The organism is Streptomyces sp. NBC_01298 (genome assembly GCF_035978755.1).
Lineage (GTDB): Bacteria > Actinomycetota > Actinomycetes > Streptomycetales > Streptomycetaceae > Streptomyces.
Genome location: NZ_CP108414.1, coordinates 5,050,036 through 5,075,127 on the forward strand (window position 1 = coordinate 5,050,036; position 25,092 = coordinate 5,075,127).

Annotated in this window: 27 protein-coding genes and 1 tRNA gene; 14 read left to right on the plus strand and 14 right to left on the minus strand. The window is 72.2% G+C overall.

The annotated features are described in order from the left end of the window. Positions 1-77: 77 nt before the first annotated feature. Positions 78-740 carry a DUF461 domain-containing protein gene (locus OG730_RS22935; RefSeq protein WP_327305990.1) on the minus strand — a complete coding sequence of 221 codons (663 nt, stop codon included), beginning with the start codon at positions 738-740 and terminating at the stop codon, positions 78-80. A 612-nt stretch (positions 741-1,352) separates the two neighbouring features. Between OG730_RS22935 and OG730_RS22940 the strand changes: the two genes are divergently transcribed. The 6 genes from OG730_RS22940 (at position 1,353) to OG730_RS22965 (ending at position 7,747) form a co-directional block, all read left to right on the plus strand. Beyond that, positions 1,353-1,835 carry a CarD family transcriptional regulator gene (locus OG730_RS22940; protein ID WP_003953493.1) on the plus strand — a complete coding sequence of 161 codons (483 nt, stop codon included), beginning with the start codon at positions 1,353-1,355 and terminating at the stop codon, positions 1,833-1,835. A 325-nt stretch (positions 1,836-2,160) separates the two neighbouring features. Next, entirely contained in the window at positions 2,161-2,916 is a 756-nt protein-coding gene (gene ispD / locus OG730_RS22945) for a 2-C-methyl-D-erythritol 4-phosphate cytidylyltransferase (protein ID WP_327305991.1), read from the plus strand. Then, positions 2,906-3,436, plus strand: a complete 531-nt coding sequence (gene ispF, locus OG730_RS22950; RefSeq protein WP_327305992.1) for a 2-C-methyl-D-erythritol 2,4-cyclodiphosphate synthase — start codon at positions 2,906-2,908, stop codon at positions 3,434-3,436. The genes ispD and ispF overlap by 11 nt, the downstream gene beginning before the upstream one ends. Positions 3,437-3,541: 105 nt before the next feature. Next, on the plus strand, positions 3,542-4,939 hold the full coding sequence (gene cysS / locus OG730_RS22955) for a cysteine--tRNA ligase (protein ID WP_327305993.1): 1,398 nt from the start codon (positions 3,542-3,544) through the stop codon (positions 4,937-4,939). Positions 4,940-5,065: 126 nt separating this feature from the next. Further along, positions 5,066-6,037 carry a 23S rRNA (guanosine(2251)-2'-O)-methyltransferase RlmB gene (rlmB, locus tag OG730_RS22960; protein ID WP_327305994.1) on the plus strand — a complete coding sequence of 324 codons (972 nt, stop codon included), beginning with the start codon at positions 5,066-5,068 and terminating at the stop codon, positions 6,035-6,037. Positions 6,038-6,181: 144 nt separating this feature from the next. Continuing rightward, complete coding sequence (locus OG730_RS22965; RefSeq protein ID WP_327305995.1) at positions 6,182-7,747, plus strand: DoxX family protein; 1,566 nt, start codon at positions 6,182-6,184, stop codon at positions 7,745-7,747. An 89-nt stretch (positions 7,748-7,836) separates the two neighbouring features. Here the strand turns inward: OG730_RS22965 and OG730_RS22970 are convergent, their stop codons facing one another. From OG730_RS22970 to OG730_RS22980, 3 genes are all read right to left on the minus strand, one after another. After that, a complete protein-coding gene (locus OG730_RS22970) occupies positions 7,837-8,616 on the minus strand; it encodes a nucleotidyltransferase family protein (protein WP_327305996.1) in 780 nt (259 codons plus the stop codon). Positions 8,617-8,681: 65 nt separating this feature from the next. Further along, complete coding sequence (locus OG730_RS22975; protein ID WP_266878811.1) at positions 8,682-9,095, minus strand: hypothetical protein; 414 nt, start codon at positions 9,093-9,095, stop codon at positions 8,682-8,684. A gap of 237 nt (positions 9,096-9,332) precedes the next feature. Further along, complete coding sequence (locus tag OG730_RS22980; protein ID WP_327305997.1) at positions 9,333-10,421, minus strand: ABC transporter ATP-binding protein; 1,089 nt, start codon at positions 10,419-10,421, stop codon at positions 9,333-9,335. Between the two features lie 188 nt (positions 10,422-10,609). Here OG730_RS22980 and OG730_RS22985 point away from each other — a divergent pair, with 188 nt between their 5' ends. Further along, positions 10,610-11,278: a hypothetical protein gene (locus OG730_RS22985; RefSeq protein ID WP_327305998.1), complete on the plus strand. Its 669-nt coding sequence runs from the start codon at positions 10,610-10,612 to the stop codon at positions 11,276-11,278. Positions 11,279-11,482: 204 nt separating this feature from the next. On the opposite strand, the gene OG730_RS22990 is transcribed toward OG730_RS22985, so the two are convergent. Both OG730_RS22990 and OG730_RS22995 read right to left on the minus strand, forming a co-directional pair. Then, positions 11,483-11,737 (minus strand): zinc ribbon domain-containing protein, encoded by a 255-nt coding sequence (locus OG730_RS22990; protein ID WP_327305999.1) that lies wholly within the window; start codon positions 11,735-11,737, stop codon positions 11,483-11,485. Positions 11,738-11,742: 5 nt separating this feature from the next. After that, complete coding sequence (locus tag OG730_RS22995; RefSeq protein WP_327306000.1) at positions 11,743-12,573, minus strand: RNA-guided endonuclease InsQ/TnpB family protein; 831 nt, start codon at positions 12,571-12,573, stop codon at positions 11,743-11,745. 159 nt (positions 12,574-12,732) lie between these two features. Here OG730_RS22995 and OG730_RS23000 point away from each other — a divergent pair. Next, positions 12,733-12,809 (plus strand) — tRNA-Thr (locus OG730_RS23000). Positions 12,810-12,895: 86 nt separating this feature from the next. On the opposite strand, the gene OG730_RS23005 is transcribed toward OG730_RS23000, so the two are convergent. Next, the gene (locus OG730_RS23005; protein WP_327306001.1) at positions 12,896-14,278 is read right to left on the minus strand and encodes an NAD(P)/FAD-dependent oxidoreductase; all 1,383 of its coding nucleotides are present in this window, start codon (positions 14,276-14,278) and stop codon (positions 12,896-12,898) included. 159 nt (positions 14,279-14,437) lie between these two features. Here OG730_RS23005 and OG730_RS23010 point away from each other — a divergent pair, with 159 nt between their 5' ends. After that, a complete protein-coding gene (locus OG730_RS23010) occupies positions 14,438-15,157 on the plus strand; it encodes a DsbA family protein (RefSeq protein ID WP_327306002.1) in 720 nt (239 codons plus the stop codon). Between the two features lie 102 nt (positions 15,158-15,259). Here the strand turns inward: OG730_RS23010 and OG730_RS23015 are convergent, their stop codons facing one another. Next, a complete protein-coding gene (locus tag OG730_RS23015; RefSeq protein WP_327306003.1) occupies positions 15,260-15,700 on the minus strand; it encodes a hypothetical protein in 441 nt (146 codons plus the stop codon). Between the two features lie 183 nt (positions 15,701-15,883). Here OG730_RS23015 and OG730_RS23020 point away from each other — a divergent pair, with 183 nt between their 5' ends. Together OG730_RS23020 and OG730_RS23025 are read left to right on the plus strand one after the other, a co-directional pair. Continuing rightward, on the plus strand, positions 15,884-16,852 hold the full coding sequence (locus OG730_RS23020) for an aminoglycoside phosphotransferase family protein (protein WP_327306004.1): 969 nt from the start codon (positions 15,884-15,886) through the stop codon (positions 16,850-16,852). Positions 16,853-16,862: 10 nt separating this feature from the next. Further along, the gene (locus tag OG730_RS23025) at positions 16,863-17,336 is read left to right on the plus strand and encodes a GNAT family N-acetyltransferase (protein ID WP_327306005.1); all 474 of its coding nucleotides are present in this window, start codon (positions 16,863-16,865) and stop codon (positions 17,334-17,336) included. A gap of 21 nt (positions 17,337-17,357) precedes the next feature. Here OG730_RS23025 and OG730_RS23030 read toward each other — a convergent pair whose 3' ends face one another. Beyond that, the gene (locus OG730_RS23030) at positions 17,358-18,350 is read right to left on the minus strand and encodes a zinc-binding dehydrogenase (RefSeq protein ID WP_327309371.1); all 993 of its coding nucleotides are present in this window, start codon (positions 18,348-18,350) and stop codon (positions 17,358-17,360) included. Positions 18,351-18,486: 136 nt separating this feature from the next. On the opposite strand from OG730_RS23030, the gene OG730_RS23035 reads away from it, so the two are divergent. Beyond that, on the plus strand, positions 18,487-19,161 hold the full coding sequence (locus OG730_RS23035; protein WP_327306006.1) for a pentapeptide repeat-containing protein: 675 nt from the start codon (positions 18,487-18,489) through the stop codon (positions 19,159-19,161). Between the two features lie 9 nt (positions 19,162-19,170). Here OG730_RS23035 and OG730_RS23040 read toward each other — a convergent pair whose 3' ends face one another. After that, positions 19,171-20,001, minus strand: coding sequence for a hypothetical protein (locus OG730_RS23040; RefSeq protein WP_327306007.1), 831 nt, complete (start codon positions 19,999-20,001; stop codon positions 19,171-19,173). A gap of 111 nt (positions 20,002-20,112) precedes the next feature. Then, entirely contained in the window at positions 20,113-20,616 is a 504-nt protein-coding gene (locus tag OG730_RS23045; protein WP_327306008.1) for a hypothetical protein, read from the minus strand. A 192-nt stretch (positions 20,617-20,808) separates the two neighbouring features. On the opposite strand from OG730_RS23045, the gene OG730_RS23050 reads away from it, so the two are divergent. Continuing rightward, complete coding sequence (locus OG730_RS23050; RefSeq protein ID WP_327306009.1) at positions 20,809-21,537, plus strand: sensor histidine kinase; 729 nt, start codon at positions 20,809-20,811, stop codon at positions 21,535-21,537. A 20-nt stretch (positions 21,538-21,557) separates the two neighbouring features. Continuing rightward, a complete protein-coding gene (locus tag OG730_RS23055; RefSeq protein ID WP_327306010.1) occupies positions 21,558-22,166 on the plus strand; it encodes a response regulator in 609 nt (202 codons plus the stop codon). 31 nt (positions 22,167-22,197) lie between these two features. On the opposite strand, the gene OG730_RS23060 is transcribed toward OG730_RS23055, so the two are convergent. From OG730_RS23060 to OG730_RS23070, 3 genes are all read right to left on the minus strand, one after another. After that, positions 22,198-22,824, minus strand: coding sequence for a nuclear transport factor 2 family protein (locus OG730_RS23060; protein ID WP_327306011.1), 627 nt, complete (start codon positions 22,822-22,824; stop codon positions 22,198-22,200). Between the two features lie 236 nt (positions 22,825-23,060). Beyond that, positions 23,061-23,675, minus strand: coding sequence for a response regulator (locus OG730_RS23065; protein ID WP_327309372.1), 615 nt, complete (start codon positions 23,673-23,675; stop codon positions 23,061-23,063). Positions 23,676-23,743: 68 nt separating this feature from the next. Next, positions 23,744-24,877, minus strand: a complete 1,134-nt coding sequence (locus tag OG730_RS23070; RefSeq protein WP_327309373.1) for a sensor histidine kinase — start codon at positions 24,875-24,877, stop codon at positions 23,744-23,746. Positions 24,878-25,092: the final 215 nt, after the last annotated feature.

A 25,092-nucleotide genomic window follows, 5' to 3' on the forward strand; every position in this document is an offset into this window, starting at 1 on the left:
AACACGGGAACGGCCCCCGTCCGCATCGAGCGGACGGGGGCCGTTCCTGTGGAGTGCTGCGTACGGTGCTTCGCGCCTCAGTGGCCGGCGGAGGCGGACGCGGAGGCCGACGCGGACCCGGAGGGGGATCCGGACGGGCTGCCCGCGGGCGAGCCCGAGGGGGAACCGGACGGCGCGCCCGAGGGGGCGCCCGAGGGGCTGCCCGACGGGGTGGCGCCCGGGACGACCGCCACGGCGGTCGGGCCGTAGCCCTCGTACATGCCGGTGGCCGGTACGACGAAGGCGTCCAGCTCCACGTCACCCGAGGTGCTCAGCTGGAAGACGATCTTCTGGACGTTGCCGTCCATGAGGGAGTCGCCGCCCGCGATCACGGCGGAGGCGTTGCCCTTTCCGCCGAGGAGGACGGAACCGCCGGCCGGGATGACCACCTTGGAGCCGCTGCCCGCGGGCTTCAGCGTCACGGTGCCCTTGCCACCCGGAAGGGTGATGGCGTCGAGCGTCTGCTCCTTGGTGCCGTTGTTGAACACCGTCGCGGAGACCGCGGCCGGGCCCTTCTTGTCCTTCTCCTGGGTGATCACCAGAGCGTTCTGGACCTTGATGTCGCCCTTGGTGACGGCGGCGTTGTCCGGCTTGACCTGGAGAGTCGGCGCGTCATGGCCGGCGGCGCAGGCGCCCAGCGAGACGAGCGAGAAGGCGACGGCGGTGGCGGCGAGGGCGCCGCGTCGAAGGCTGCGGCTCACGGGGGAGGCAACTCCTTGGACGAACGGAACGGAAGGGTGGACGCCTCGGAGCGGCGAAGTAAAGCCGCTCTAAGGATGTGTCAGCGCGCTTAGGTTACCGAGCCGCCGCCCCGCCCCCGCACCCGACCCTCCGCAGTGTGGGCCCGGGCCCCGCGCGGGCTCCCGCCCCTGCTCCCGCCGCTGCCGTCACGGTGCCGTCGGGTCCGGGTGATCTTTCATTCGCATAAGGCCCGCTCGCAAAGGCGGGCGGGGCTCCGGTGATCAATTTCCGGATTTCATCGAACACCGCCCGGTGATCAATTCCGGGATTGGGCCGGAACGGACCCGTACGGGTGGCCGCCAGTCGAACGGAGCAGTTCGGTTTCCGGCCCCCGAAACCGTCAAAACGGGACGTAGGTCACATCGTCGGGGCTCCCGGGCAGGTGTAACGTAGCCGTTTCGCCCGGTCCGCGCAGCGCCTCCGACCTGCGAATACCGTCTTCAGCGGGCCTCTCCCAGCACGTTCCTGTCGCTGTTGTCAAGCCCTGAGATGTGCCCTGACCTGCGAAAACGCCATTCATAACGGTCGATTCTCGTGTTACCCTGGATAGCCACGGAAGGGGTACCTGTCACATGACGTTCAAGGTTGGCGACACCGTGGTCTATCCCCATCACGGGGCCGCGCTGATCGAGGCTATCGAAACTCGCCAGATCAAAGGCGTGGACAAGACCTACTTGGTGCTCAAGGTCGCGCAGGGTGACCTGACTGTTCGCGTACCTGCGGACAACGCGGAGTTCGTGGGCGTTCGCGACGTAGTCGGCCAGGACGGGCTGGACCGGGTCTTCGAGGTGCTTCGCGCACCGTATGCAGAAGAGCCGACGAACTGGTCCCGGCGCTACAAGGCAAATCTGGAAAAGCTCGCTTCTGGCGATGTCATCAAGGTCGCCGAAGTCGTGCGTGACCTGTGGCGTCGTGAGCGTGAGCGTGGGCTCTCCGCAGGGGAGAAGCGCATGCTCGCGAAGGCGCGTCAGATCCTGGTGAGCGAGCTCGCGCTCGCCGAGAACACCAACGAGGACAAGGCCGAGGCCCTCCTCGACGAAGTGCTCGCGTCCTGACGCGATCATTCGTGCGCTTTGTCGTACACAGTTGTGCCGCGGTGCCCGCTGACAAGGAGACTTGTTGCCGGGCGCTGCGGCATGTCTGCACCCATGTCTGAAAACATTTCGGCCTGAAAACGTCCCTGCCCGAACGCACCCAGTCCGAAACGCCCCAGCCTGAAGCACCTGCCTGAAACACCTCAGCCCGAAACGTCCCACTGGCGTACCGGGTCCGGGCAGCCGACTCGACCGGTCGTCACGGAAGGGGCGAGGGCGTCGCACCCGGCACGCTTCAGGCCATACCCATGTCGGCCGAAGTCACAAACCTGGCTCGGAGCTACTGATGTCTGACGAATCGCGCCCCCACCGCACCGCCGCGGTGATCCCGGCCGCCGGCCGCGGGGTCCGTCTCGGTCCCGGCGCCCCCAAGGCCCTGCGGACCCTGGCCGGCACCCCCATGCTCATCCACGCCGTCCGCGCCATGGCGCGCTCCCGTGCGATCTCCCTCGTCGTCGTCGTGGCCCCGGCCGACGGCACCGCCGAGGTGCGCCGGCTGATCGACGAGCACGCCCTGCCCGAGCGCACCGAGATCCTGGTCGTCCCCGGCGGGGAGACCCGGCAGGAATCCGTACGCGCGGGCCTGGACGCCCTCCCGGCCGACATCACGGCCGTCCTCATCCACGACGCGGCCCGCCCCCTGGTCCCCGTCGACACCGTCGACTCCGTCGTCGAGGCCGTCCGCGACGGCGCGCCCGCCGTCGTCCCCGCGCTGCCCCTGGCCGACACCGTCAAGGAGGTCGAGCCCGGCAGGCCCGGCGAGCCCGAACCGGTCGTCGCCACCCCCGTACGGGCCCGGCTGCGCGCCGTACAGACCCCGCAGGGCTTCGACCTGGCCACGCTGCGCCTCGCGCACGAAAAGCTGGCCCGACTCAGTGGCGACGGCGAGGGCGCCACGGACGACGCCGGCATGGTGGAACAACTCGGCGTCACCGTCGTGGTGGTCCCCGGCCACGAAGAGGCCTTCAAGGTCACCCGCCCGCTCGACCTGGTCCTCGCCGAGGCCGTACTCGCCCGCCGGAGGGCCACCGATGCCTACTAGCCCCGCAACCGATTCCGCCCCCGCCGCCCCCGCGGCCCCGCTGATCCCGCTCGTCGGCATCGGCACCGACGTGCACGCCTTCGAGACCGGCCGCGAGCTGTGGTGCGCCGGCCTGCTCTGGGAGGGCGAGGACGGCCTCGCCGGGCACTCCGACGGGGACGTCGCCGCGCACGCCGCCTGCGACGCCCTCTTCTCCGCCGCCGGCGTCGGCGACCTCGGCGCGCACTTCGGCACCTCCCGCCCCGAGTGGTCCGGCGCCGCCGGAGTCACCCTTCTGGCGGAAGCCGCCCGGATCGTCCGCGCCGAGGGCTTCGAGATCGGCAACATCGCCATCCAGGTGATCGGCGTACGCCCGAAGATCGGCAAGCGGCGCGAAGAGGCACAGAAGGCGCTCGCCGCCGCGGCGGGCGCCCCCGTCTCCGTGTCGGGCACCACCACCGACGGACTGGGCCTCACCGGCCGCGCCGAAGGCCTCGCCGCCATCGCCACGGCCCTCGTCTACCGGACGAACCGGGCCTAGTACCCCGTACGGATACACCCCTCCCGCAGTTCCTCGCCAACAAAGCGGGCCCCGCGTGCCGAAAGGGTCGCGGGGCACTGCTACAGGCGCACTACCCTGGATGCCGTGACTATTCGCCTGTACGACACCAGCGCCCGGCAGATCCGTGACTTCACCCCGCTCGTACCGGGCTGCGTCTCGATCTACCTCTGTGGCGCCACCGTGCAGGCGGCTCCGCACATCGGGCACGTCCGCTCGTACCTGAACTTCGACATCGCGCGCCGCTGGTTCACCTACCGCGGTCTCGACGTCACCTTCATCCGCAACGTCACCGACATCGACGACAAGATCATCGGGAAGGCCGAGGACCAGGGCCGCCCCTGGTGGTCCATCGGCTACGAGAACGAGCGCGCCTTCAACGACGGCTACAACGCGCTGGGCTGCCTCCCGCCCACGTACGAGCCGCGCGCCACCGGGCACGTCCCCGAGATGATCGAGATGATGCGCGGGCTCATCGAGCGCGGCCACGCGTACGAGGCCGACGGCAGCGTCTACTTCGACGTGCGCAGCTTCCCCGGCTACCTGGAGCTGTCGAACCAGAACATCGACGACCTCCGCCAGCCCGACGAGGGCGTGGCCGGCAAGCGCGACCCGCGCGACTTCGCCATGTGGAAGGCCTCCAAGCCGGGCGAGCCCGACTGGGAGACCCCGTGGGGCCGCGGCCGTCCCGGCTGGCACCTGGAGTGCTCCGCGATGGCGCACAAGTACCTCGGCAGCGCCTTCGACATCCACGGCGGCGGGCTCGACCTGATCTTCCCGCACCACGAGAACGAGATCGCCCAGGCCAAGGCCTTCGGCGACGAGTTCGCGAAGTACTGGATGCACAACGCCTGGGTCACCCTGTCCGGCGAGAAGATGTCCAAGTCGCTGGGCAACTCGGTCCTCGTCTCCGAGATGCTCAAGGTCTGGCGCCCGATCGTGCTGCGCTACTATCTCGGCACCCCGCACTACCGCTCGATGATCGAGTACAGCGTGGAGTCCCTGCGCGAGGCCGAGTCCGGCTTCGCCCGCATCGAGGGCTTCATCCAGCGCGTCATCGAGAAGGCCGGCGGTTCCGTCGAGCCCGCCGCCGAGGTCCCGCCCGCCTTCGCCGAGGCCATGGACGACGACCTGGGCGTCCCGCAGGCGCTCGCGATCATCCACACCACCGTCCGCCAGGGCAACAGCGCGCTCGCCGCCGACGACAAGGACGCGGCCATCGCGCGCCTGTCGGAGGTACGGGCCATGCTGGGCGTCCTCGGACTCGACCCCCTCGACCCGCACTGGGCCGGCGAGACGGATCGCGGAGAGGACCTCCACGGAGCCGTGGACACCCTCGTGCGCCTGGTCCTGGAGCAGCGCGAATCGGCGCGCGCCCGCAAGGACTGGGCCACCGCCGACGCCATCCGCGACCAGCTCCAGCAGTCGGGCCTGGTCATCGAGGACAGCCCGACCGGACCCCGGTGGACGCTCGGCCCGCGCTAGGCGCGTACCCCCGAGAGGTCTCCCGGAGCCGTCCGACTGGCGGACTCGGATTGGGCCGCCCGGCGATCCGGGCGGCACACTCTTCATACGTACATATCGCAGCACCAACGAAATCAGGTAGAGGTCATGGCCGGGAACAGCCAGCGCAGGAACCGCCGCACGTCCAACAAGAAGGGCGCGACGGTCGGCAGCGGTGGCCAGCGGCGCAAGGGCCTCGAAGGCAAGGGCCCCACGCCCAAGGCCGAGGACCGCAAGAAGCACAAGGCCAACCGCATCAGCAACGCCATGGCCCGCCAGGCCGCCAAGCGCCGCCCGGCCCCCCGCCGCGGCGGCCCCAAGGGCACCAGCGAGATGGTCGTCGGCCGCAACCCGGTCTTCGAGGCACTGCGCGACGGCGTACCCGCCGTCACCCTGTACGTCCAGCAGTTCATCGACAACGACGAGCGCGTCCGCGAAGCCCTCCAGCTCGCGGCCGAGCGCGGCAACATCAACCTGATGGAAGCCCCGCGCCCCGAGCTCGACCGCCTCACCAACGGGCTCAACCACCAGGGCATGGTCCTCCAGGTCCCGCCGTACGAGTACGCGCTCCCGGACGAGCTCACCGCCGCCGCGTACGACAACGGCGAGGACCCCCTCATCGTCGCCCTCGACGGGATCACCGACCCCCGCAACCTCGGCGCGATCATCCGCTCCGTCTCCGCCTTCGGCGGCCACGGCGTGGTCGTTCCCGAGCGCCGCGCCGCCAGCATGACCGCCGGCGCCTGGAAGTCCTCGGCCGGCACCGCGGCCCGTACCCCGGTCTCGCGCGTCACCAACCTGACCCGCGCCATCCAGGACTACAAGAAGGAAGGCATCACCATCGTCGGCCTCGCCGCCGAGGGCACCCACGAGGTGCACGAGCTCGAGGCGCTGGGCGGCCCCGTCGTCATCGTCGTCGGCTCCGAGGGCAAGGGCCTCGGCCGGCTCGTCGGCGAGAACTGCGACTACCTCGTGCGCATCCCGATGCCGGGCGGCGCCGAGTCGCTCAACGCCGGTGTCGCCGCGGGCGTCGTCCTCTACGAGGCGGCCCGCCGCCGCGCCACCCGCGGCCGCGTCTGAGCCGCCGCTTGATCCACTTGGCTCACCGGGCGTGACCCGTGAGCGTGCCACCCCGCCCCTTACGGGCGGGGTGGCTTGATTTGACGGGTCTCGGACACATCCCTGATGTCAAGGCAGTGTCCTAAACACTCATCACTCGGTTAGATGAGTGTGGACACCAGAACGCCAGGGTTCGACGACCAGCCCGCGCTGAGCATGGTCAAGGTGCCGTGCGACCCCGCACAGGTCATCGTCAACCACGCCAGCTTCCGCGTGCGGCTCGCACCGAGCCCCAGCGCGCGTCCCAGGCCCTCCGGCGCCCCGGGGCTCGCCCCGGCACTCGGCGGAGCCCTCGCGGCCGCCGGAGCGGGCGCCGCCCGCCGCCGCCCCGTCGTCTGGAGCGGCAAGTCCGCCCCCGGCGACGCCGCCGCCAGCGCCGCCATGGGCGGCCTGCTCCAAGCCGTACGCGACCACGGGCGCGCCCACGACGGCCACGCGGAGTACGACGGCGGCGCCACCCAGACCATCCCGCGCGTCGACCTCGCCCACGACCTCGCGGACGACACCCTCGCCACGCCGACCGTCATCGGCCAGCGCTCGTACGGCGACCCCGACGAAACCGACACCCGGCTCCAGCCCGTGGTGGGAGGCCTCTCCCACCCCCACGAGGCCTACGACGCCGCCCACTCCGAAGGCACCGGATCCGCGGACTCCCGCCGGGCCCAGGGCGACGCCCGCGCGCAGGCCTCGTACTACCCCGGCCGCCGCATGAACCTCGGCGTCGTGCTGCTCCCGCTGCGCGTCTTCCTCGGCTTCATCTCCATCTACGCCGGCATGGGCAAACTGTGCGACCCCGTCTACTTCGACGGCGGCGAACGCGGCTCCATGGTCACCTGGCTGCACACCCTGCAGCCGTGGGCCCTCGCCGAACCGCTCCGCGACTTCGCGCTGGCCCACCCCGTCGGCGCCGGACTCAGCGTGGCCTTCCTCCAGGTCATCGTGGGCGTCCTCACGGTCTTCGGCCTGTGGCAGCGGTTCGCCGCCTGCTTCGGCGCACTGCTCTCCGCCGCGCTGCTGATGACGGTGAGCTGGAAGACCGTCCCCGCCTACGACGCCCCCGACATCATCTACCTCGCCGCCTGGAGCCCACTGATCATCGCCGGCGCCCCCGTCTACTCCCTCGACGGCCGCCTCGCCGGCGAGGCCTGGCGCACCCTGGGCCCCCGCTCCGAAGTCTGGCGGCTGCGCCGCCGGGTCCTGCGCCGCGGGGCCGTCATGGCCGGCGTCATCTGCGGACTCACCCTCCTCATCGGCTCGCTCCTCGGCGGCGCCGTCCGCTCCACCACCGTCGTCACCGTCCCCGGACCGGGCGAGGCCCCGAGCAACTACCTGCCCGGGCGGCCCCTGCCGAGCACCTCCAAGCAACTGCAGCCCGCACGCCCCACCTCCCCGAAGCAGGCCGCGAAGCCCTCGGCCGGACCCTCCTCCCCGGCCGCCAAGACCGGTCGCACGGCCGCCGGTTCGAGCTCCCCGACCGCCGGCTCCGGCTCGCCCAGCGCGACCCGCGGTACCACCAGCGGCACCAAGACCCCGCGCAGCACCCCCCGCCAGTCCACCCCGCAGAAGCCCCCGGCCACCTCCACGGGAACGAGCGGCGGCGGCTCCACCGGAGGCGCGGGCAGCACCGCGCCGAAGAAGCCCGACCTGCTGGGCGGACTGCTCGGCGGCTGACGGACGCCGCGGGGGAGCGGCCACACGGTGAAGGGCCCGGCACGCGAAAGCGTGCCGGGCCCTTCAGCGCGTACGGGGCCAGAACGCCCCTACGCGGCGTTCTGCGCGGCCAACTCCCGTGCCGCCTCGGTCAGGTCCTTCGCCGTGTCGATCGCCCGCCAGTAGGCCCCCTGGGGCAGCGGGAAGCCCGCGAGCCGCCGCTCACGGGCCAGGCGCGGGAACGTCGTCCGCTCGTGGTCCCCCAAATCCGGCAGCAGAGCCGCGAATTCGGGCCCGAAGACGTACACGCCGGCATTGACCGGATACGGGGACTGCGGCGCCTCGATGAAGTCCAGTACGTGCCCGTACTCGTTGATCTCCACCACCCCCCACGGAATGCGCGGCCGGGCGAGCGCCAGCGTGGCCGTGGCACCGCGCTCGGCATGGAAAGCGGCCATCTCGCGCAGCGAGAAACGGGTCCACACGTCGCCGTTGGTCGCGTACCAGGAGCGGTCGGGATGCGGGAGGTGCCGGGCGGCGTACTTCAGGCCCCCGCCCCGGCCCAGCGGCTCGTCCTCCACGACGGTGGTCACCCGCAGCGGCAACGGCGCCTCGGCCAGCCACTGCTGGAGCACCTCGGCGAGGTGCCCGCAGGAGACCACCGCGTCCGTCACCCCCTCGGAGGCCAGCCACGCGAGCTGGTGCCCGATGATCGGCATCCCCGTACCGGGGATCTCCACCATCGGCTTGGGGCGGTCGTCCGTGTACGGCCGCAGCCGCGAACCCTGGCCCCCCGCCAGGACAACCGCCTGGGTCGGGGAGGCCGGGAACGCGGCCGCGTGGGATCGGTCGGAACGCCCGGAGCTTTCGGAACGCTCGGAATCGGTCATGTCGTTGTCGTCATTGTCGTCATTGTCGTCGTGTTCCGGTGCGGAAGGGCGTGCGGCGGCGGCCGTCAGCCCATGGAGGCGACGCCGGACGCGTACGCGGTGTCGCACACCGGCCGCGCGAACGACTGGGCCTTCGTGGGCCCGTAGGCGTCCACCGCGGCCCGCCCGAGGGCGCGCGCGATCCCCACGCAGTGCTCGGCGAGGGACGGCCGCCGGTCGACCTCCTGCTGGAGGTGGGTGAGGACGTCACCCGGCTGCTCGCCCTGCTGGATCTCGCTCAACAGCTTTTCGCGCAGCACGTCCTGGGCGGCGCGGGGCTTCGCGGGGACGGAGACGTCCTCGGCGGACGCGGTCAGGATCTGGGAGGGGGTGTTGTCCGCCCAGGGGACCATGGTGACCGCGAGGGTCCCGGACAGGACCAGGACGACGGGCAGGACCAGGGCGAGGGATCGGCCGATACGGCGGGCAGTGTGGGTCACGAGGGCGAGAGTAGCGCTCGGTGAAGATATGGCGACATTTAGTCACCCGGTCGGGGGATGGTTCGACGTGGCTTTTCGAATTAAGGGTTGACGCTTGGGGCCGAATGGCCCGATCTGCCGGACTCGGGCGCCAACTCGGACCAGACTTCGGACGGGACTTCGGACCGGAACTCGCGCCGAAGGGGCGCCCCTTGACGGGACGCCCCTTCGGCGGCTGCGGTTCGCTGCGCGTACGGGTCAGCCGGAGAGGCGGGCGCCCGAGGAGGTCGAGAACACGTGGATCTCGTTGCCGCGCGGCACCACGTGCAGCGTGGAGCCCTTCTCGGGCACCTGGCGGCCGTTCACGCGCACCACGATGTCCTGCGAACCCTCGGAGTGCGAGGTCGAGCCGTAGACGTACCCGTCGGCGCCCAGCTCCTCGACGACGTTCACGGTGATCTCCAGGCCGCCCGTCTCGCCGATGTCGAAGTGCTCGGGACGCACGCCCACGGTGACCGTGCGGTCGCCCGCGTCGGCGGCCGCCGTCAGCGCCTCGCGCGACACCGGGACGACGCTGTCGCCGAACTTCACACCGCCGTCGGTGATCGGGACCTCGACGAGGTTCATGGCCGGCGAGCCGATGAACCCGGCGACGAAGAGGTTCGCCGGGCGGTCGTACATGTTGCGCGGGGTGTCGACCTGCTGCAGCAGACCGTCCTTCAGCACGGCCACGCGGTCGCCCATGGTCATGGCCTCGACCTGGTCGTGGGTGACGTAGACGGTGGTGATGCCCAGGTCGCGCTGGAGGGCCGCGATCTGCGTACGGGTGGACACGCGGAGCTTGGCGTCCAGGTTCGACAGCGGCTCGTCCATGAGGAACACCTGCGGCTTGCGCACGATCGCGCGGCCCATCGCGACACGCTGGCGCTGACCGCCGGAGAGCGCCTTCGGCTTGCGGTCGAGGTACTGGGTCAGGTCCAGCATCTTCGCCGCGTCCTCCACCTTCCGGCGGATGGTGGCCTTGTCCTCGCCGGCGATCTTGAGCGCGAAGCCCATGTTGTCGGCGACGGACATGTGCGGGTACAGCGCGTAGTTCTGGAACACCATCGCGATGTCCCGGTCCTTGGGCGGCAGGTGCGTGACGTCGCGGTCACCGATGCGGATGGCACCGCCGTTGACGTCCTCCAGGCCGGCGAGCATGCGCAGTGAGGTGGACTTGCCGCAGCCGGAGGGGCCGACGAGGACGAGGAACTCGCCGTCCGCGATCTCCAGCTCCAGCTGGTCGACGGCGGGCTTGTCGCCGCCGGGGTACAGACGGGTCGCCTTGTCGAAAGTGACAGAAGCCATGGTGATGAATCCCTTCTACCGGCAGGAACGTGCCGGACGATCCGAGTGGAAGGTCTAGTCCAGTGGACTGGACTCGGCCCGACGCTACCCGCCCGCGCCGCTCCTGTCAGCACCTGGACGCGACCGATTTCCAGGGCGTTTCCACAGGCCGGGGGCGACTGTCAGAGGCGGCTGCTTTGATCACGCCCATGACCATCTACGACGTGACCCGCGCGCTGCCGGACATCGAGACCCTGCGCGACCGCTGCCGGGCGATGGCGGCGCTGGAACTGGTGATCAGCGGCGAAGAGGACGACGGCTACTTCTCCTACGATCCGCAGTGGGGCCCGGGCGAGGAAGCGGCACTGATGGACAACGGCTCCGGCGACGACTACGCGATCGTCTTCACGGCCGACGGGGTCTTCGGGCACGGCTTCGACCACGAGTCGGTGATGAGCCCGTGGGCGGACACCGACCACGAGGACGGCTGGCCCGGCCTGACCGACGGCATACCCGAGGCCTTCCGGCCGTACCTCACGGAGCCCGCCTTCTGCGTCGACGGAGTGCTCAACGCCACCGCAGTCTTCTGGCGCGAGACCGCCGACACGCAGTGGCGCGCGGGCAAGGTGGAGTTCCCGGAGGGCAAGTCCGACCCGGACGGCGCGGACTACCTCTTCGAGCTCCTCGTGGCGGGCACCCCGGAGGCCTACCGCGACTTCGCCGAGGACTACTACGAGACGGACCTCCCGCTGGAGGCGATCCGCCACGTATGGGAGCTGCGCCCGCTCACGCAGGCGGTCGTGGACGCCCTCAACCCGGGGCTGCCGCTGGCGGCGGTGGCTCCGCGGGTGGCGCGGGCGGGGTATCCGGGGGTTTGAGGGTGGGGCAGAGCACCAGATTTTTGACCTGCTGAGGGGCCAGAGCACTTCACTTTTGACCCCAGTGCCGCCCTCGCGAGCAGCGCTTCCTGCTTCACAGTCCGCTGCCGTCTGGTGCAGCCCTGAGGGATGCACCAGACGGTCTTACGCAGACTCCACAGGCATGAAGACCGACGGCCCGTCGGCCCGTTGCTCGTGCATGGCTTATGCGGTCAGGCCGCACTCCGGTAGTTCCGACGCCCGGATGAGAGAGGGCGGGCACTTGCCGGGAGGCAGCGCCGTCACCACCAGGTTGTACAGCCGGAGCCCCTCGTCGCGGAGGTTCACCGCGGCGTTCGCGTCACGGTCATGGACGGCCCCGCAGGCGGCACACGTCCACGACCGGACGGACAGGCCGAGCCGCTCGCCCTTGGTGTGGCAGGCGGAACAGCGCCGGGTGGAGGGGAAGAACCGGTCCACGACGATCAGGCGACGGCCAGGTCTTCCACCACGAGCACTTGGTTCTCGCGCACGAGGCGGGTGGTGAGCTGGTCGAGGCCTTCCTTCCGGACGTCACTGATCAAGGCGTACAGCCTGGCGATCTTCGCGCGGGCCTTGCCGCGGTTGGCTGATCCCTTCTGCTTGCGGTGCAGCTCCCTCTGGAGCCGCGCCAGCTTCTTCTCGTACTTCTTCAGTAGCTTCGGATGGTCCACGGTGCTGCCGTCGTCCAAGGTGACGAGTGCTGCCAGTCCGAGGTCGATGCCGACGGCCTTCGGGGTATCCGCACCGGGGGTGAGTGCGGCGGGCAGAGGTGCGATCCGCTCTTCCACGAGGGCGTAGAGGAAGAAGCGGCCGGCGCGGTCGCGGGTCACCGTCAGCTTCACCGGCGTGATCCCGGCGGGCAGTGGGCGGGACCAACGCACGTCCAGTGGCTCCGTCTGCTTCGCCAGGGCTATGAGCCCCGTGCCCGGCCGCTCGGGGTCCTCGTGCCAGCGGAAGCCGGTACGGACGTACGTCGCCGAGCCGAGGGAGACGCTGTGCTCCTCCCATGCCTTCACCCGGAGTGCCAAGCCCTCGTTGTAGACCCACCGGCAGGCGCCGAACGTCCTCAGCAGCTGCTCGGCCTGCGCGTCGATGGGGTAGAAGCGGTAGCGGTAGGCACGCTGTTGCGTCCCCGGTTCCTTGGCGCGGCTCGTGATCGGTTTGGCGGCACGCTGCTGGTGCTTGCGCTGGTCCGGGATGCCCAGGACCTCGCGCTTGAGGCGCTTGGCCTCGGCGCCCATGACGCGCTTCACCTGCTCCGCGGCTTCGGCCACGAACCCTCCCACCCTTACGGTCCGATAGTCGGACGTGTACTTCAGTACGGAGAACGAACGGGTGGGCGGGGGGTTACCGACGTCGGAAAGTTCTTCGCGGCGGGGTCTGGCGGCTGTGTAGAGTGAAGGCGATTCTGTGCGCTGTGCAGTGTCATATGTGCCCCCTTAGCTCAGCTGGCCAGAGCGCCGCTCTTGTAAAGCGTAGGTCGTCGGTTCGAATCCGACAGGGGGCTCCATTCCAGGTCAGAGGTTGTGTGATCACTGGGATTCGTACAGAAGCGGAAGGCCCCGGGTGATCACCCGGGGCCTTTTTGTGTGTCCCTCAGCCGCGGCCCGAGATGCGGTCTGCCAGGCGGGCCAGCGGGGTTGTCGTAGGGGTGTGGGTGGTGGATTCTCGGCGGTCCGCTTCGCGGTAGGCGGCGTAGAGGGCCTGGACGCCCAGCCAGCGGAAGGGTTCCGGCTCCCAGCGGCGGACGCGGTGGTTGACCCAGGGGAGGGTCGTGAGGTCCGTCTTGTCGCCCAGGACCAGGTCGCGCAGGGTGCGGGCCGCGAGGTTGGCCGTCGCCACGCCGGAGCCCACGTAGCCGCCGGCCCAGCCGAGGCCTGAGGTGGCGTCCAGGGTGACCGTGGCGCACCAGTCGCGGGGGACGCCCAGGACTCCCGACCAGGCGTGGGTGATTTCCACGCCGGTGAGGGCCGGGAAGAAGGAGGTGAGGAGGTTCGTGAGGGAGGCGATTGTGGCGGGCTGGGTGCGGCCGTCGTTGTCGGTGCGGGAGCCGTAGCGGTAGGGGACGCCGCGGCCGCCGATGGCGATGCGGTCGTCGGCGGTGCGCTGGGCGTACATGTAGGCGTGGGCCATGTCGCCGAGGGTGGCGGCGTCGGACCAGTTGAGTTGGGCCCACGTCTCCGGGGGGAGGGGGGCCGTGGCGATCATCGAGGAGTTCATCGGGAGCCAGGAGCGCTTCTGGCCCTTGAGGGCTGCGGTGAAGCCCTCGGTGCAGCGCAGGACGTACGGGGCGCGGACCGTGCCGTACGGGGTGAGGGCGCGGCGCGGGGCGATCTCCGTGACGGGGGTGGACTCGTGGATGACGACGCCGAGGCGTTCGCAGGCGGCGGCCAGGCCCTTGACCAGCTTGAGGGGGTGGATGCGGGCTCCGTGCGGGGTCCAGGAGGAGCCGACGGCGTCCGCGACGTTGATGCGGGCGCGGGTGTCGGTGGCGTCGTAGAGCTCGCGGTCCGTTTCACCGAAGGCGAGTTCGGCGGTGTGGAAGGCCTTGAGGCGGGAGAGCTGGGCGGGGGTGCGGGCCACTTCGAGGACTCCGCCGCGGTGGATGTCGGCGTCGATGCCCTCCTTGGCGGCGGTGTCGATGACCTCGGTGACGGTCTCGTTCATGGCCTGCTGGAGGCGCTGGGCGGCGGGGCGGCCGTGCAGGGTGGCGTAGCGGTCGCGGCCGGCGATGCCGTTGTAGAGCCAGCCGCCGTTGCGGCCGGAGGCCCCGTAGCCGCAGAACTTCTGCTCCAGGACGGTGACGCGCAGGTCGGGGGCGGCGGTCTTGAGGTAGTACGCGGTCCACAGGCCGGTGTAGCCGCCGCCGACGATGACGACGTCGGCGGTGGTGTCGCCGGTGAGCGGGGCGCGGGGTGGGTGGGCGGGGGCGGTCTCGTCCGTCGCGTACCAGAAGGAAATTCCGCCGTTGATCGTCATGGGGGAGTTGCTACACGGGGTTGTGGAGGGGTGTCCAGGGGCGTGATGTCGGGTTTCGGGGGCTGAGGGGTGGCCGAATGGCTGATGTGGGGGGTCTGGATCCTCCTTATGGTGGAGCGGGGATTTTGTCAGGTTTTTGTATGAGAGGTGCGGGTTCGTATGGCGCGCGTGGTGAGGGCGGGGCGGCTGGTCGCGGCGGTGGCGGCCGTGGCCCTGTTGGGCGGGGCGGTCGTCGGGTGCGGTTCCGGGGAGGGGGAGGGGAGGGCCGTGGCCGTCTCCGAGGTTCCGGTGCGGACGAGTCCGATCGCCGCGCGGCTCGCGGGGCTGCCCGCGGTGGTGGAGGGGGCGAGGATCGTCGTGGGAAAGCCGGACGCGCCGCGTACGGCGCAGGTGCTGGTGGATCCCAAGTGCGGTCACTGCGCGCGGTTCGAGGAGGCCGGCGGGGAGTCGCTGCTGAAGCTGGCGGTGGCCGGGCAGGTGAAGATCGAGTACCTGCTGGCGTCCTTCCTGGACCGGGACGGGGCGAGCGGTTCGGTCGATGCGGTGAACGCGCTGCGTGCGTCGGTGGATTCGGGGAAGTTCGCGGAGTACCACGCGGCGGTCTTCGCGAGTCAGCCGAAGGGGAGGTTCACCGGCGAGCTGCTTCTGCGGATCGCGGACCGGGTGCCGGGGCTGCGCGGGGCGGACTTCGACGCGGCGGTGAAGGGGCGGAAGTACGAGGGGTGGGTCGCCGAGGCGGAGCAGGGCTTCGAGGCGACGGGTGCGCAGGGGACGCCGATGGTGCTGGTGGAGGGGAAGGCCGTGGGGGCGAGGGACGGGTCGCTGTTCGACGCGGGGGCGTTCGCGCGGGCGTTGAAGGGCGTCGGGATCGGGGCTTGACTCTGGGAGGTTCGCGCCGGTATCCGGCTGCGGGGCGTCTCGTCGGACCGGGCGCGAAGAGGGTGTCACCCGTATGTCGGTGACACCCTCTCGTCGTGCGTCCTAGACGGAAGAGTCGTCGAAAGGGTTGTGCATGATGTCCGACTCCTCGCAGCTCACGACGTCGCCGTAGGAGTTGAGCTTGCAGATCTGGAAGAGGGCCTGGTCGACCCAGCCGGCATCCAGGTAGGTGCTCCACTGGGCCTGCGACTGGCCGCTGGGGATGGTCCGCATCTTCCAGGTCCGCTTGCCGATCTCGCCCCAGGTGACGAGGCGGATGCCGATGGTGTAGCCGTCGGTCCGGAGGTCCTTGGCGACGATGTTGATCGGGTCGAGGCGGTAGGGGTTGATCCGCCAGCCGATGCCCACCTTGCCGTAGTAAGCGGTGGACGAAACGTCCGTCAGGGTGCCGGGGGTCTCCGCGGCCGCGGGGGTGGCGATGAGCGTGGTGATGACGGTGGCCAGAGCCGCGCCACCGGCGACGAGGCTGTTCTTGAGACGCAAGGATCCCCCAGGGAAGGCGTGTTGGCTGAGAACGCTCACTCTAGCTCGAACTTGATCGTGCCTGAACGGTCTCAACTGGGCCCACCTGCTGGTCATTCGGCCTTCCGCCGGCTTCCCGCCGGCTTCCCGCCGGTGACCGGTGACCGGCGCGCGGCGTCGAGCCGGCGTGCCTAGGGTTGGCTCATGGACTTTGCGGCGGTCGGCGGCTCGGGTGGGAGTGGGTTCGGCGGGGTTCCGGCGCCGTTCGCGCGGGCGCAGGTGCGGGACAACGGGGCGGCCGGGCGGGAGTTCGTCGACGCGCTCCCCGCGCGGGTGGCTTCGTTCCTGGAGCGGTGGGAGCTACGGGTGACCGGGCCCGGGATGTACGGGGTGACGGCCCTGGTGCTGCCGGTGGTGCGGGCCGACGGGACGGCGGCGGCGCTGAAGCTGCCGGCGCTGGACGAGGAGAACGCGGGCGAGGCGCTCGCGCTGCGCGCGTGGGCCGGGGAGGGCTGCGTACGGCTGCTGGCGGACGACGCGGAGACCGGCACGCTGCTGCTGGAGAGCCTGGACGAGGGCCGGCCGCTGTCGGCGTCGGCCGTACGGGACTCCGGGCGTGCGGTGGAGGTGGTCGGCGGGTTGCTGGCGCGGCTGACGGCGGTCCCGGCGCCGGCCGGGCTGCGGCGGCTCGGGGACGTGGCGGCGGCGATGCTGGAGGCGGTGCCGGGGGCGCTGGCGCGGCTGGGGGAGGGCCGCGAGCGGGGGCTCGTCGCGGACTGCGCGGCGGCGCTCGCGGAGGTGGCCGGGGAGCCGGGGGACCGGCTGCTGCACTGGGACCTGCACTACGACAACGTTCTGGCGGGCGGGCGCGAGCCGTGGCTGGCCATCGATCCGAAGCCGCTGGCCGGTGATCCGGGGTTCGAGCTGCTGCCGGCGCTGGTCAACAACTTCCGGGCGCGGGAGGTGCGGTGGCGCTTCGATTCGCTCGCGGAGGCGGTCGGGGCGGACCGGGAGCGGGCGCGGGCGTGGACGTTGGGGCGGGTGCTGCAGAACTGTCTGTGGGACGTGGAGGACGGGGACCGGCCGGCGGTGGTGCAGCTGCGGATCGCGGAGTCGCTGCTGGGGCGGGGTGGGGTGGGGGAGGGGAAGGGCGGCCGGCGCGGGGGCTCGTAGGGTGCAGGGCATGATCCGTAGCGCAGTCCTCAGCGACGTACCCGTCATCCAGGCCATGATCCGCGAGCTCGCGGAGTACGAGAAGGTGCCGCACGAGGCGCGCGCCACCGAGGAGCAGTTGCGGGAGGCGCTGTTCGGGGAGCGCCCGGCGGCGTTCGCGCACCTGGCGGTGACGGCGGAGGGCGAGGCGGTCGGGTTCTCGCTGTGGTTCCTCAGCTTCTCGACGTGGCGGGGGGTGCACGGGATCTACCTGGAGGACCTGTACGTCCGTCCGGGCGTGCGCGGCGGCGGCCACGGCAAGGCGCTGCTGCGGGAGTTGGCGCGGATCTGCGTGGAGCGCGGGTACGAGCGGCTGGAGTGGTCGGTCCTGAAGTGGAACGAGCCGACGATCGCCTTCTACGAGGCCCTGGGTGCGCGGCCGCAGGACGAGTGGTCGGTGTACCGGCTGACCGACGGGGCGCTGGCGGAGCTCGGGGGCGAGTAGGTCGTCCGTGCCGGTGGCCGCTCAGGGTTCCAGGACGACCTTGCCGGTGGTGGCGCGGGTTTCCAGGTCGTGGTGGGCCGCGGCGGCTTCGGCCAGGGGGTAGCGCTGGAGGGCGGGGCGCAGGCGGCCGGTGGCGGCTTCGGCGAGGGCGCGGGTTTCGAGGAGGCGCAGGGGGTCTTCGCCGCCGGCGCGGCGGAGCATGGCGGGGCCGAGGACGTGCTGCGTGGTGATGCCGCGGGCGTCCAGGGCGGCCTGTTCGGTGTCGGTGAGGGCGAGGGGGCCGCCGGACCAGCCGAAGACGAGGTGGAGGGCGTCTTCGCGGAGCAGGCCGAGGGCGGTGCGGGCGACGGCTCCGCCGACGGAGTCGAAGAGGACGGTGGCGCCGTCGGGGTGGTGGGCGCGCAGGGTGTCGGCCCAGTCCGGGGCGGTGTAGTCGAGGGCGAGGTCGGCGCCGTTGGCGGTGGCGCGGGCGGTTTTGGCGGGGCCGCCGGCGAGGGCGACGACGGTGGCTCCGGCGTGCTTGGCGTACTGGACCAGCAGGGTGCCGATGCCGCCCGCGGCGGCGGGGACCAGGGCGACGGAGCCGGGGCCGAGGTCGGCGAACTGGAGGATGCCCAGCGTGGTGCGGCCGGTGCCGATCATGGCGACGGCGGTGGCGGGGTCGAGGCCGGCCGGGACGGGGTGGAGACGGGCGGCGTCGGCGACGGCGTACTCGGCGTAGCCGCCGGGGGCGAATCCGAGGTGGACGACGACGGTCTGTCCGAGCCATCCGGTGTCCGTGCCGGGGCCGACCGCGTCGACGGTGCCGGCGACTTCGCGGCCGGGGACGGTCGGCAGTTCGGGCAGGGGTGCGGGCGGGCCCTGGACGCCGCGGCGCAGCGCGGTGTCGAGGAGGTGGACGCCGGCGGCGGCCACGGCGACGCGGACCTGGCCGGGGGCGGGGACGGGGCGGGGGACGGACTCGTAGGTGAGGTTCTCGGCGGGGCCGAAGGCGTGGAGGCGGATGGCGCGCATCTCGCCGGGGGCGGTCGAGGTGTGGGCCGGGGCGGTGGCGGTGGTGGTGGCCGTGGTGGTGGTCATGGGGACAGCGTCCGACCTCGAGCGGGGTTGAGGTCAAGGGTTTGTCGGTGGGGTCGGTCAGGATGGGGGGATGGCGCGAAACGGGCAGCAGCAGACGGTGAAGGCGGCGCGGCGGCCGGAGGTGCGGTTGCCGGAGCTCAGTGGGTGGGAGGACGCGGAGCTGGAGCCGGACGGGGACTACGACGGGCTGGAGTTCGTCGAGGTGGACCTGGCGGGCGGGGACGGGCGGGGGGCCCGGTTCATGGACTGCGCGCTACGGCGCTGCGTGCTGGACGAGGCCGGGCTGGCGAAGGTACGGATCCTGGACTCGGTGCTGGACGGCGTCCGGGGGGTGGGGACGGACCTGTCGGGGGCCTCGCTGCGCGACGTGGAACTGCTGGACGCCCGGCTGGGCGGGGTGCAGTTGCACGGGGCGGTGCTGGAGCGGGTGCTCGTGCGCGGGGGCAAGATCGACTACCTGAACCTGCGCACGGCGCGGCTCAAGGACGTGGTCTTCGAGGGGTGCGTGCTGGTGGAGCCCGACTTCGGGGGCGCGGTGCTGGAACGGGTGGAGTTCCGGGACTGCGAGGTGCGGGCGGTGGACTTCACGGGCGCGCGGATGACGGACGTGGACCTGCGGGGTGCGCGGGCGCTGGAGATCGCGCGGGGGGTGGACGCGCTGGCCGGGGCGGTGATCAGCGCGGGGCAGCTGTTCGAGCTGGCTCCGGCGATGGCCGCGCAGCTGGGGCTGCGGGTGGTCCCGTAGCGGGCGCCGTCAGGCGGGGCCGTACGGCCAGTGCGGGTCGTTCCAGCGGTCGCCGTCGTGGAGGCTGAGCAGCCGCACGGTGTGCAGGACCTCTTCGGGGGCGCCGTGGGCGCGTAGGCGTGCGGGCGCGCGGCTCGCGAGCCAGTCGGTGAGTTCCGTCCGTACGGCTTCCTCCTCCCCCTCCTGCCAGAAGACCCATGTGGACCAGGGGAGGGCGTAGCAGAGGAGGTCCCCTTGCCAGGCGTGGACCGTGTCGGCGAGGTGCTGGTCGGCGACCGGGTGGCGGAGGGTCTCCCAGTCCGCGAGCCAGGGGCCGATGCTGCCGGAGGCTTCGGTGCACACCTGGAGGACTCCGCGTACGGGGACGGCGGGGTCCGGGCTGAGGAGGGTGTGGGCCCACCAGGCGTGCAGGAACTCCGCTACGGCCGCGCTCTGCGGGGCGGGCCACTGCTGCCATGCGCCGCGGTCGAACGAGATGCCGACCCGGTCGATGTCCCACGCGTAGTCGCCGAGGCCGTCGGTCAGCTCGCGGGCGAACTGCGGCAGGACGCGTCGCAGCACGGCGCCGTGGTCGTTCCAGTCGGGGGCGCTCCAGGTGCGGTGCACGAGGTCGGGGTCGAGGTCGTCCGTGCCGGGGAGCTTCAGCAGGGCGAGGTCCTCCGGGCCGCCCCAGTGGCATTCGCACTGGACCTCGTCTGCCGGGGCGGTCATCCCGCGGAAGGTGACGGCGAGCTGGTCCAGTGCCCGGTCGAGCCGTGCGCGGGCGTCGGCCGAGGCGTCGGCGGAGGCGTCGGCGGAGGCGTCGGCCCGGCGGCCCGGGCCGTGGTGGTGGTCGGTCATGGTCGGCGCTGCCTCACGGGGACTCCGGGCCGTGCGGACCCGAAGAGCGCGACCTTACCTGCCGGTCGTCCCCGGCGGCCCGGCGGGGCGGTGGCCCGGCAGCGCGGCCGGTCAGGCCGGGACGCGGGGGAAGCGGGACTGGAGGGTCCAGACGACCGGGTTGTCGCCCAGGCCGTCGTGCATGTCGACGAGGTCCGCGATCACGTCGTGGAGGAAGTCCCGTGCTTCGCGGCGCAGCAGGCGGTGGCTGAAGGTGAGGGGGGCCTCTTCCGACGGCATCCAGTCGGCCTCGACGTCGACCCACCCGAAGCGGCGCTCGAAGAGCATGCGGTCGGAGGACTCGGTGAAGTCGATCTCGGCGTACTGCCGGTTCGCCGCGCGGCTGCCGCGCGGGTCCTGGTCGAGCTGCTCGACGATGTCGCACAGCGCCCAGGCGAAGTCCAGTACGGGCACCCATCCCCAGGCTGTGGACACTTCCCGGTCCGCGGTGGTGTCGGCGAGGTAGACGTCCCCGCAGAACAGGTCGTGGCGCAGCGAGTGGACGTCCGCCGAGCGGTAGTCGGTCTGCGGGGGGTCGGGGAAGCGCCGGGAGAGGGAGTAGCCGATGTCGAGCACGTACCCGATGGTGTCATGGGTGGGGCGGAGGGTGCCCCGCCCGTCCGGGAGCGGAGGGGCGCAGGGGGTCCGTGGGGGCGGTCCCGTGGGGGTACGGGCCCGCGGATCAGAGTTGCTGATGCCCCCCTGGGGTGTCGGGTTCGCCGGATTAAGCTCGGCGCGTCCGGGGGGTCGTGGCGAGAGGGGACGGGCGTGGGGGGAGCCGGGGGGCAGGGGGAGGCCGTGGTGGCCGGGGTGCTGCGGGAGCGCCACCGGCTCGCGGCCGAGCTGCACGACACCGTGACACAGGGGCTGACCAGCATGCACCTGTTGCTCGACGCCGCCGACCGGGAGTGGACGCGGGAGCCGGTCCGGGCCCGGCAGCTGGTCCGGCAGGCCGCCGCCGCGGCGCGCGAGAACCTCGCCGAGGCCCGGCGCATCATCCACGACCTGGCTCCGGTGGAGCTGGATGGGGCGGCGGCCCTGGCCGATGTCCTGCGCGAGCTGTGTGCCGGGACGGACGGGGCCCGGTTCCGGCTGGAGGGAGAACCCCGGCCGGTGCCGGGCAGGGTCGAGGCCGCGGTGCTGCGGGCGGCCCAGGGCGCCCTGGCCAACGTACGGCGGCACGCGCGGGCGTCGGCTGTCGTGGTGACGCTGACCTACCAGCCGTACGTGCTCGCCCTGGACGTGTGGGACGACGGCGTCGGGTTCGATCCGGACGGCGGTGGCGGCGGTGACGCGGCCGCGCGCCCGGGTGGGGACGGGCTGCGGCTGCTGCGTCGCCGGATCGCGTACCTGGGGGGTACGGCGACCGTGGAGAGCAGTCCGGGTGGGGGCGGGACGGTGGTGTCGGTCTGTGTGCCGGTACCCGCTCCCGTACCCGCTCCCGTACCGGTCCCCGGGCACGGGCAGGGTGCGAGACCGGGGGCGGGGGCGGCGTGACTCCGGTGCGGATCCTGTTGGTGGACGATCATCCCGTCGTGCGGGCGGGGCTGCGGGCACTGCTCGGCGGGTGTCCCGAGTTCGAGGTGTGCGGTGAGGCCGCGGACGGGGGCGCCGCCCTGCGGATGGTGCGCGAGCTGGGTCCCGAGCTGGTGCTGATGGACATCCGGATGGGGCCGGGGATGTGCGGGGTGGAGACCACGCGGCGGATCGGGCGGCTGCCCGCGCCGCCGCGGGTGGTCGTGCTCAGCAGCTACGAGTCCGATGCGTACGTCGTACGGGCCGTGGAGGCGGGTGTGGCGGGGTACCTGCTGAAGGGGTCCCCGCCCGACCTGCTGTTCCAGGCGCTGCGGACGGTGGCGGCGGGGGAATCGGCGCTGTCGCCGTCGGTGGTCTCGCGGCTGATGAGCCGGTACCGGGCGCCGAGTGCGGCGCTGACGGCCCGGGAGACCGAGATCCTGGAGCTGATCGCGACGGGCCGCTCCAACCGGGAGATCGGCTCGGCCCTGTTCATCAGCGGGACGACGGTCAAGACGCACCTCGTGCACGTCTACGAGAAGCTCGGGGTGGAGAACCGTACGGCGGCCGTGCGCGCGGCCGTCGACCGGGGGCTCATCGGGCTGGGGTGATCTCCCGGACGGAACGGCGCGGTGGGATGGGTCAGTTCGGGTACGCGATCTGGACCGCGGTGCCGTTGTACTGCCAGAGCGGGGAGAAGACGCGCTTGCGGATCTTCCAGACGCCCGCGGACTTCACGTACTCGTCGCGGTAGCGGATGCCGCGTACGACGACGGTCTCCGGGGCGGTGGCGGTGGCCGGGTACACGAGCTGGGCGGTGGCGTGGCTGTCGCCGGTCGCGGTGTAGCGGCCGGTGACGCGGACGTAGGCGTTGGCCGTGACGTGGGTGGAGTAGCCCCAGGCCGCCGCGCCGTCGAGGTTGGCGACGACCGCCTCGATGCCGGACTTGACGATGCCGGCGGTGCCGTCGGGGTGGGCCATGACGGTGAGGGTGGCGTCGTCGGTGAAGAGGGTCCGGAAGACCGTCTTGTCCTTGGTGTCCACGGCGAAGAGGTAGGTCTCCAGCAGGCGGTTGATCGCCAGCTCGTCCTCCGCCGAACCGGCCGGGCCGGGGCTGTAGGAGGCGGTCGAGAGATCGTCGGACGCGGTGGCGGCAGTCGCGGCGGCGGGCGTCGCGGTAGCGAGGGCACCGAGCCCGGCTACGGCGGCGCCGGTGCCCAGCATGGTGAGCATGCGGCGGCGTTCCGGGGCGAAATCGGTGGTGGGCATGGCGGGTTCCTCTCGACACGGCTGGTGGCGCCCGGGCCTGCTCGGGGCGGTCCGGGCACTGACGAGCCTGTCGTGTCGCCGCCCGCGGGGGATCGGCGCGGCGTACGAGCGCGATCTCGTACGGATGGACGATGCCGTGCGGTGCGTGCGATGCGTGCGGTGCGTGCGGTGCCCGGCGGTGCCGTGCGGTGCCCGGCGCTGCACGGCGCTGCCGGTGCCGGGCTCTCGCGGGGTGCTCAGGGCAGGAGGCGTTGCTCCTTGGCCACCGAGACCGCGCCCGCGCGGGTGTCGACGCCGAGCTTGTCGTAGATGCGGCCCAGGTGGGTCTTGACCGTGGCCTCGCTGATGAAGAGGGCGCGGGCGATGTCGCGGTTGCCGAGGCCGCGGGCGAGCTGGCCGAGGATGTCGAGCTCGCGGTCGGTCAGGGTGGGCCGGTTGCCGCCGCGCATGTGGGCCATCACGCGGCTGGCCACGGGCGCGGAGAGCGTGGTGCGGCCCTGGGCGGCGGAGTGGATCGCGGCGAACAGCTCCTCGGGGCGTTCCGCCTTGAGGAGGTAGCCCGTGGCGCCCGCGCCGATGGCCCGGGTGATGTCCGCGTCGGTGTCGTACGTGGTCAGGACCAGGACGTGCGGGGGGTTCGGGGCGGCGGTGATGCGGCGGGTGGCCTCCACGCCGTCGATGCCCTCGCCGAGCTGGAGGTCCATCAGGACCACGTCGGGGCGGAGTTTGGCCGCGAGCGCGACCGCCTCCTCGCCGCTGCCCGCCTCGCCGAGCACCTCGATGTCCGGCTCGCTCCCGAGCAGGGCCAGCAGGCCGGCGCGGACGACGACGTGGTCGTCGCAGAGGAGGATCGTGGTCGCCGCCTTGGGGGCCGCCTGCTCGGGGTCAGGGGTCGTCGCGGACGGGTTCTCGTTCGTGGTCACGGGGTGGACTCCAGGGGGATCGACGCCGACAGGACCGTGCCCTCGCCCGCGGTGGATTCGATGGTCAGGGTGCCGCCGAGCTGGCGGACGCGGGCGCGCATCGCGGGGAGGCCGTGGCCGCGTTCCCCCGCGGTGGAGCGGGTCGGGGTGAAGCCGTGGCCGTCGTCGGCGACGTCCAGGACGACCTGGTCGCCCAGGAAGCTCAGCGTGAGGGCCGCGGTACGGGCCCCCGAGTGCTCCCTTACGTTCGCCAGCGCGCCCTGCGCGATGCGCAGCAGTGCCTGCTCCGCGCGGTCGGGGAGGGGGACCGGGGCGCCCTCCAGGTGGAAGCGGACCTCGGTCTCGGGGCCCGCGTCCAGCGCGCGCAGGGCGTCCGGGAGGCCGGCGCCGTCGGCGAGTTCGGGCGGCGCGAGGTCGTGCACGAGGCGGCGGGCCTCGGCGAGGCCGCGTGCGGTGATGTCGGTGGCGGTACGGACGTGCGCGCGGGCGGTGCCGGGGTGGGTGTCCCAGGTGCGTTCGGCTGCCTGGAGGAGCATCTGCTGGCTGGACAGGTGCTGGGCCAGGGTGTCGTGGATCTCCATCGAGAGGCGCTGGCGTTCGGCGAGGGTGCCGGCGCGGCGTTCGGTGGCGGCCAGTTCCCGGCGGGTGCGGATCAGGTCGTCGATCAGGGTGCGCTGGGCTGCCGCCTGGCGCTCCATGTGGACGAAGACGGCGGTGGCGAGGGCGGCGACGGCGGGCGGGGCGAGGAGGAGGTTGGGGTCGAAGGGCTCGCCCGAGCCGGAGGTCTGCGCGAGGCGGAGCTGGGCCGCGACGACGAACACGGTGAGCAGGGCCACGAGCACGACGGCCGCGCGGGGCGGGAGGGTGCGCAGGGCCGTGTAGAAGAGCGGTACGGCGCACCAGGCGAAGCTCGGCGCGAGGACGACGAGGACCACCCAGACGGTGACGACCACGCCGAGCCACAGGAGGCGGCGCAGGGTGGGGGCGGCGCCGAGGGCGGGGCCGAGTACGTAGAGCAGGGCCAGGGTGATGCCGAGGGCGATGATCCACGGGGTGCGGGGTTCGTCGGGGTGGCGGAGGAGGAACCGGGCCACGGAGGCGCCGAGGAGGAGGAAGAACGCGGTGTGCATGACCGTGGCGAGGGCGCGGGTGTCTTGGTGGGGGGTGGTGGTCACCGGGCTCGGTGGGGCCGCGGGGGCGGCCGGGGCCGCCGGGGCTGGTGGGGGCGCGCTGGTCACAGGGTGCTCCTGGGAGGGGGTGGTGCGTATGTCCATGGTGCCGGGTGGTGCGGGTGGGTGGCGCTGCGCGGGGGTGTCCCCTCCCCGCCCTTCGCCCGTTCCCAGGG

Excerpts from the sequence above, each read along its gene's own strand:
- OG730_RS22940 (WP_003953493.1), top strand. The coding sequence starts at position 1,353 with ATGACGTTCAAGGTTGGCGACACCGTGGTCTATCCCCATCACGGGGCC.
- ispD (WP_327305991.1), top strand. The coding sequence starts at position 2,161 with ATGTCTGACGAATCGCGCCCCCACCGCACCGCCGCGGTGATCCCGGCC.
- ispF (WP_327305992.1), top strand. The coding sequence starts at position 2,906 with ATGCCTACTAGCCCCGCAACCGATTCCGCCCCCGCCGCCCCCGCGGCC.
- rlmB (WP_327305994.1), top strand. The coding sequence starts at position 5,066 with ATGGCCGGGAACAGCCAGCGCAGGAACCGCCGCACGTCCAACAAGAAG.
- OG730_RS22965 (WP_327305995.1), top strand. The coding sequence starts at position 6,182 with ATGAGTGTGGACACCAGAACGCCAGGGTTCGACGACCAGCCCGCGCTG.
- OG730_RS22970 (WP_327305996.1), bottom strand. The coding sequence starts at position 8,616 with ATGACCGATTCCGAGCGTTCCGAAAGCTCCGGGCGTTCCGACCGATCC.
- OG730_RS22980 (WP_327305997.1), bottom strand. The coding sequence starts at position 10,421 with ATGGCTTCTGTCACTTTCGACAAGGCGACCCGTCTGTACCCCGGCGGC.
- OG730_RS22985 (WP_327305998.1), top strand. The coding sequence starts at position 10,610 with ATGACCATCTACGACGTGACCCGCGCGCTGCCGGACATCGAGACCCTG.
- OG730_RS23005 (WP_327306001.1), bottom strand. The coding sequence starts at position 14,278 with ATGACGATCAACGGCGGAATTTCCTTCTGGTACGCGACGGACGAGACC.
- OG730_RS23010 (WP_327306002.1), top strand. The coding sequence starts at position 14,438 with ATGGCGCGCGTGGTGAGGGCGGGGCGGCTGGTCGCGGCGGTGGCGGCC.
- OG730_RS23020 (WP_327306004.1), top strand. The coding sequence starts at position 15,884 with ATGGACTTTGCGGCGGTCGGCGGCTCGGGTGGGAGTGGGTTCGGCGGG.
- OG730_RS23025 (WP_327306005.1), top strand. The coding sequence starts at position 16,863 with ATGATCCGTAGCGCAGTCCTCAGCGACGTACCCGTCATCCAGGCCATG.
- OG730_RS23030 (WP_327309371.1), bottom strand. The coding sequence starts at position 18,350 with ATGCGCGCCATCCGCCTCCACGCCTTCGGCCCCGCCGAGAACCTCACC.
- OG730_RS23035 (WP_327306006.1), top strand. The coding sequence starts at position 18,487 with ATGGCGCGAAACGGGCAGCAGCAGACGGTGAAGGCGGCGCGGCGGCCG.
- OG730_RS23040 (WP_327306007.1), bottom strand. The coding sequence starts at position 20,001 with ATGACCGACCACCACCACGGCCCGGGCCGCCGGGCCGACGCCTCCGCC.
- OG730_RS23060 (WP_327306011.1), bottom strand. The coding sequence starts at position 22,824 with ATGCCCACCACCGATTTCGCCCCGGAACGCCGCCGCATGCTCACCATG.
- OG730_RS23070 (WP_327309373.1), bottom strand. The coding sequence starts at position 24,877 with ATGCACACCGCGTTCTTCCTCCTCCTCGGCGCCTCCGTGGCCCGGTTC.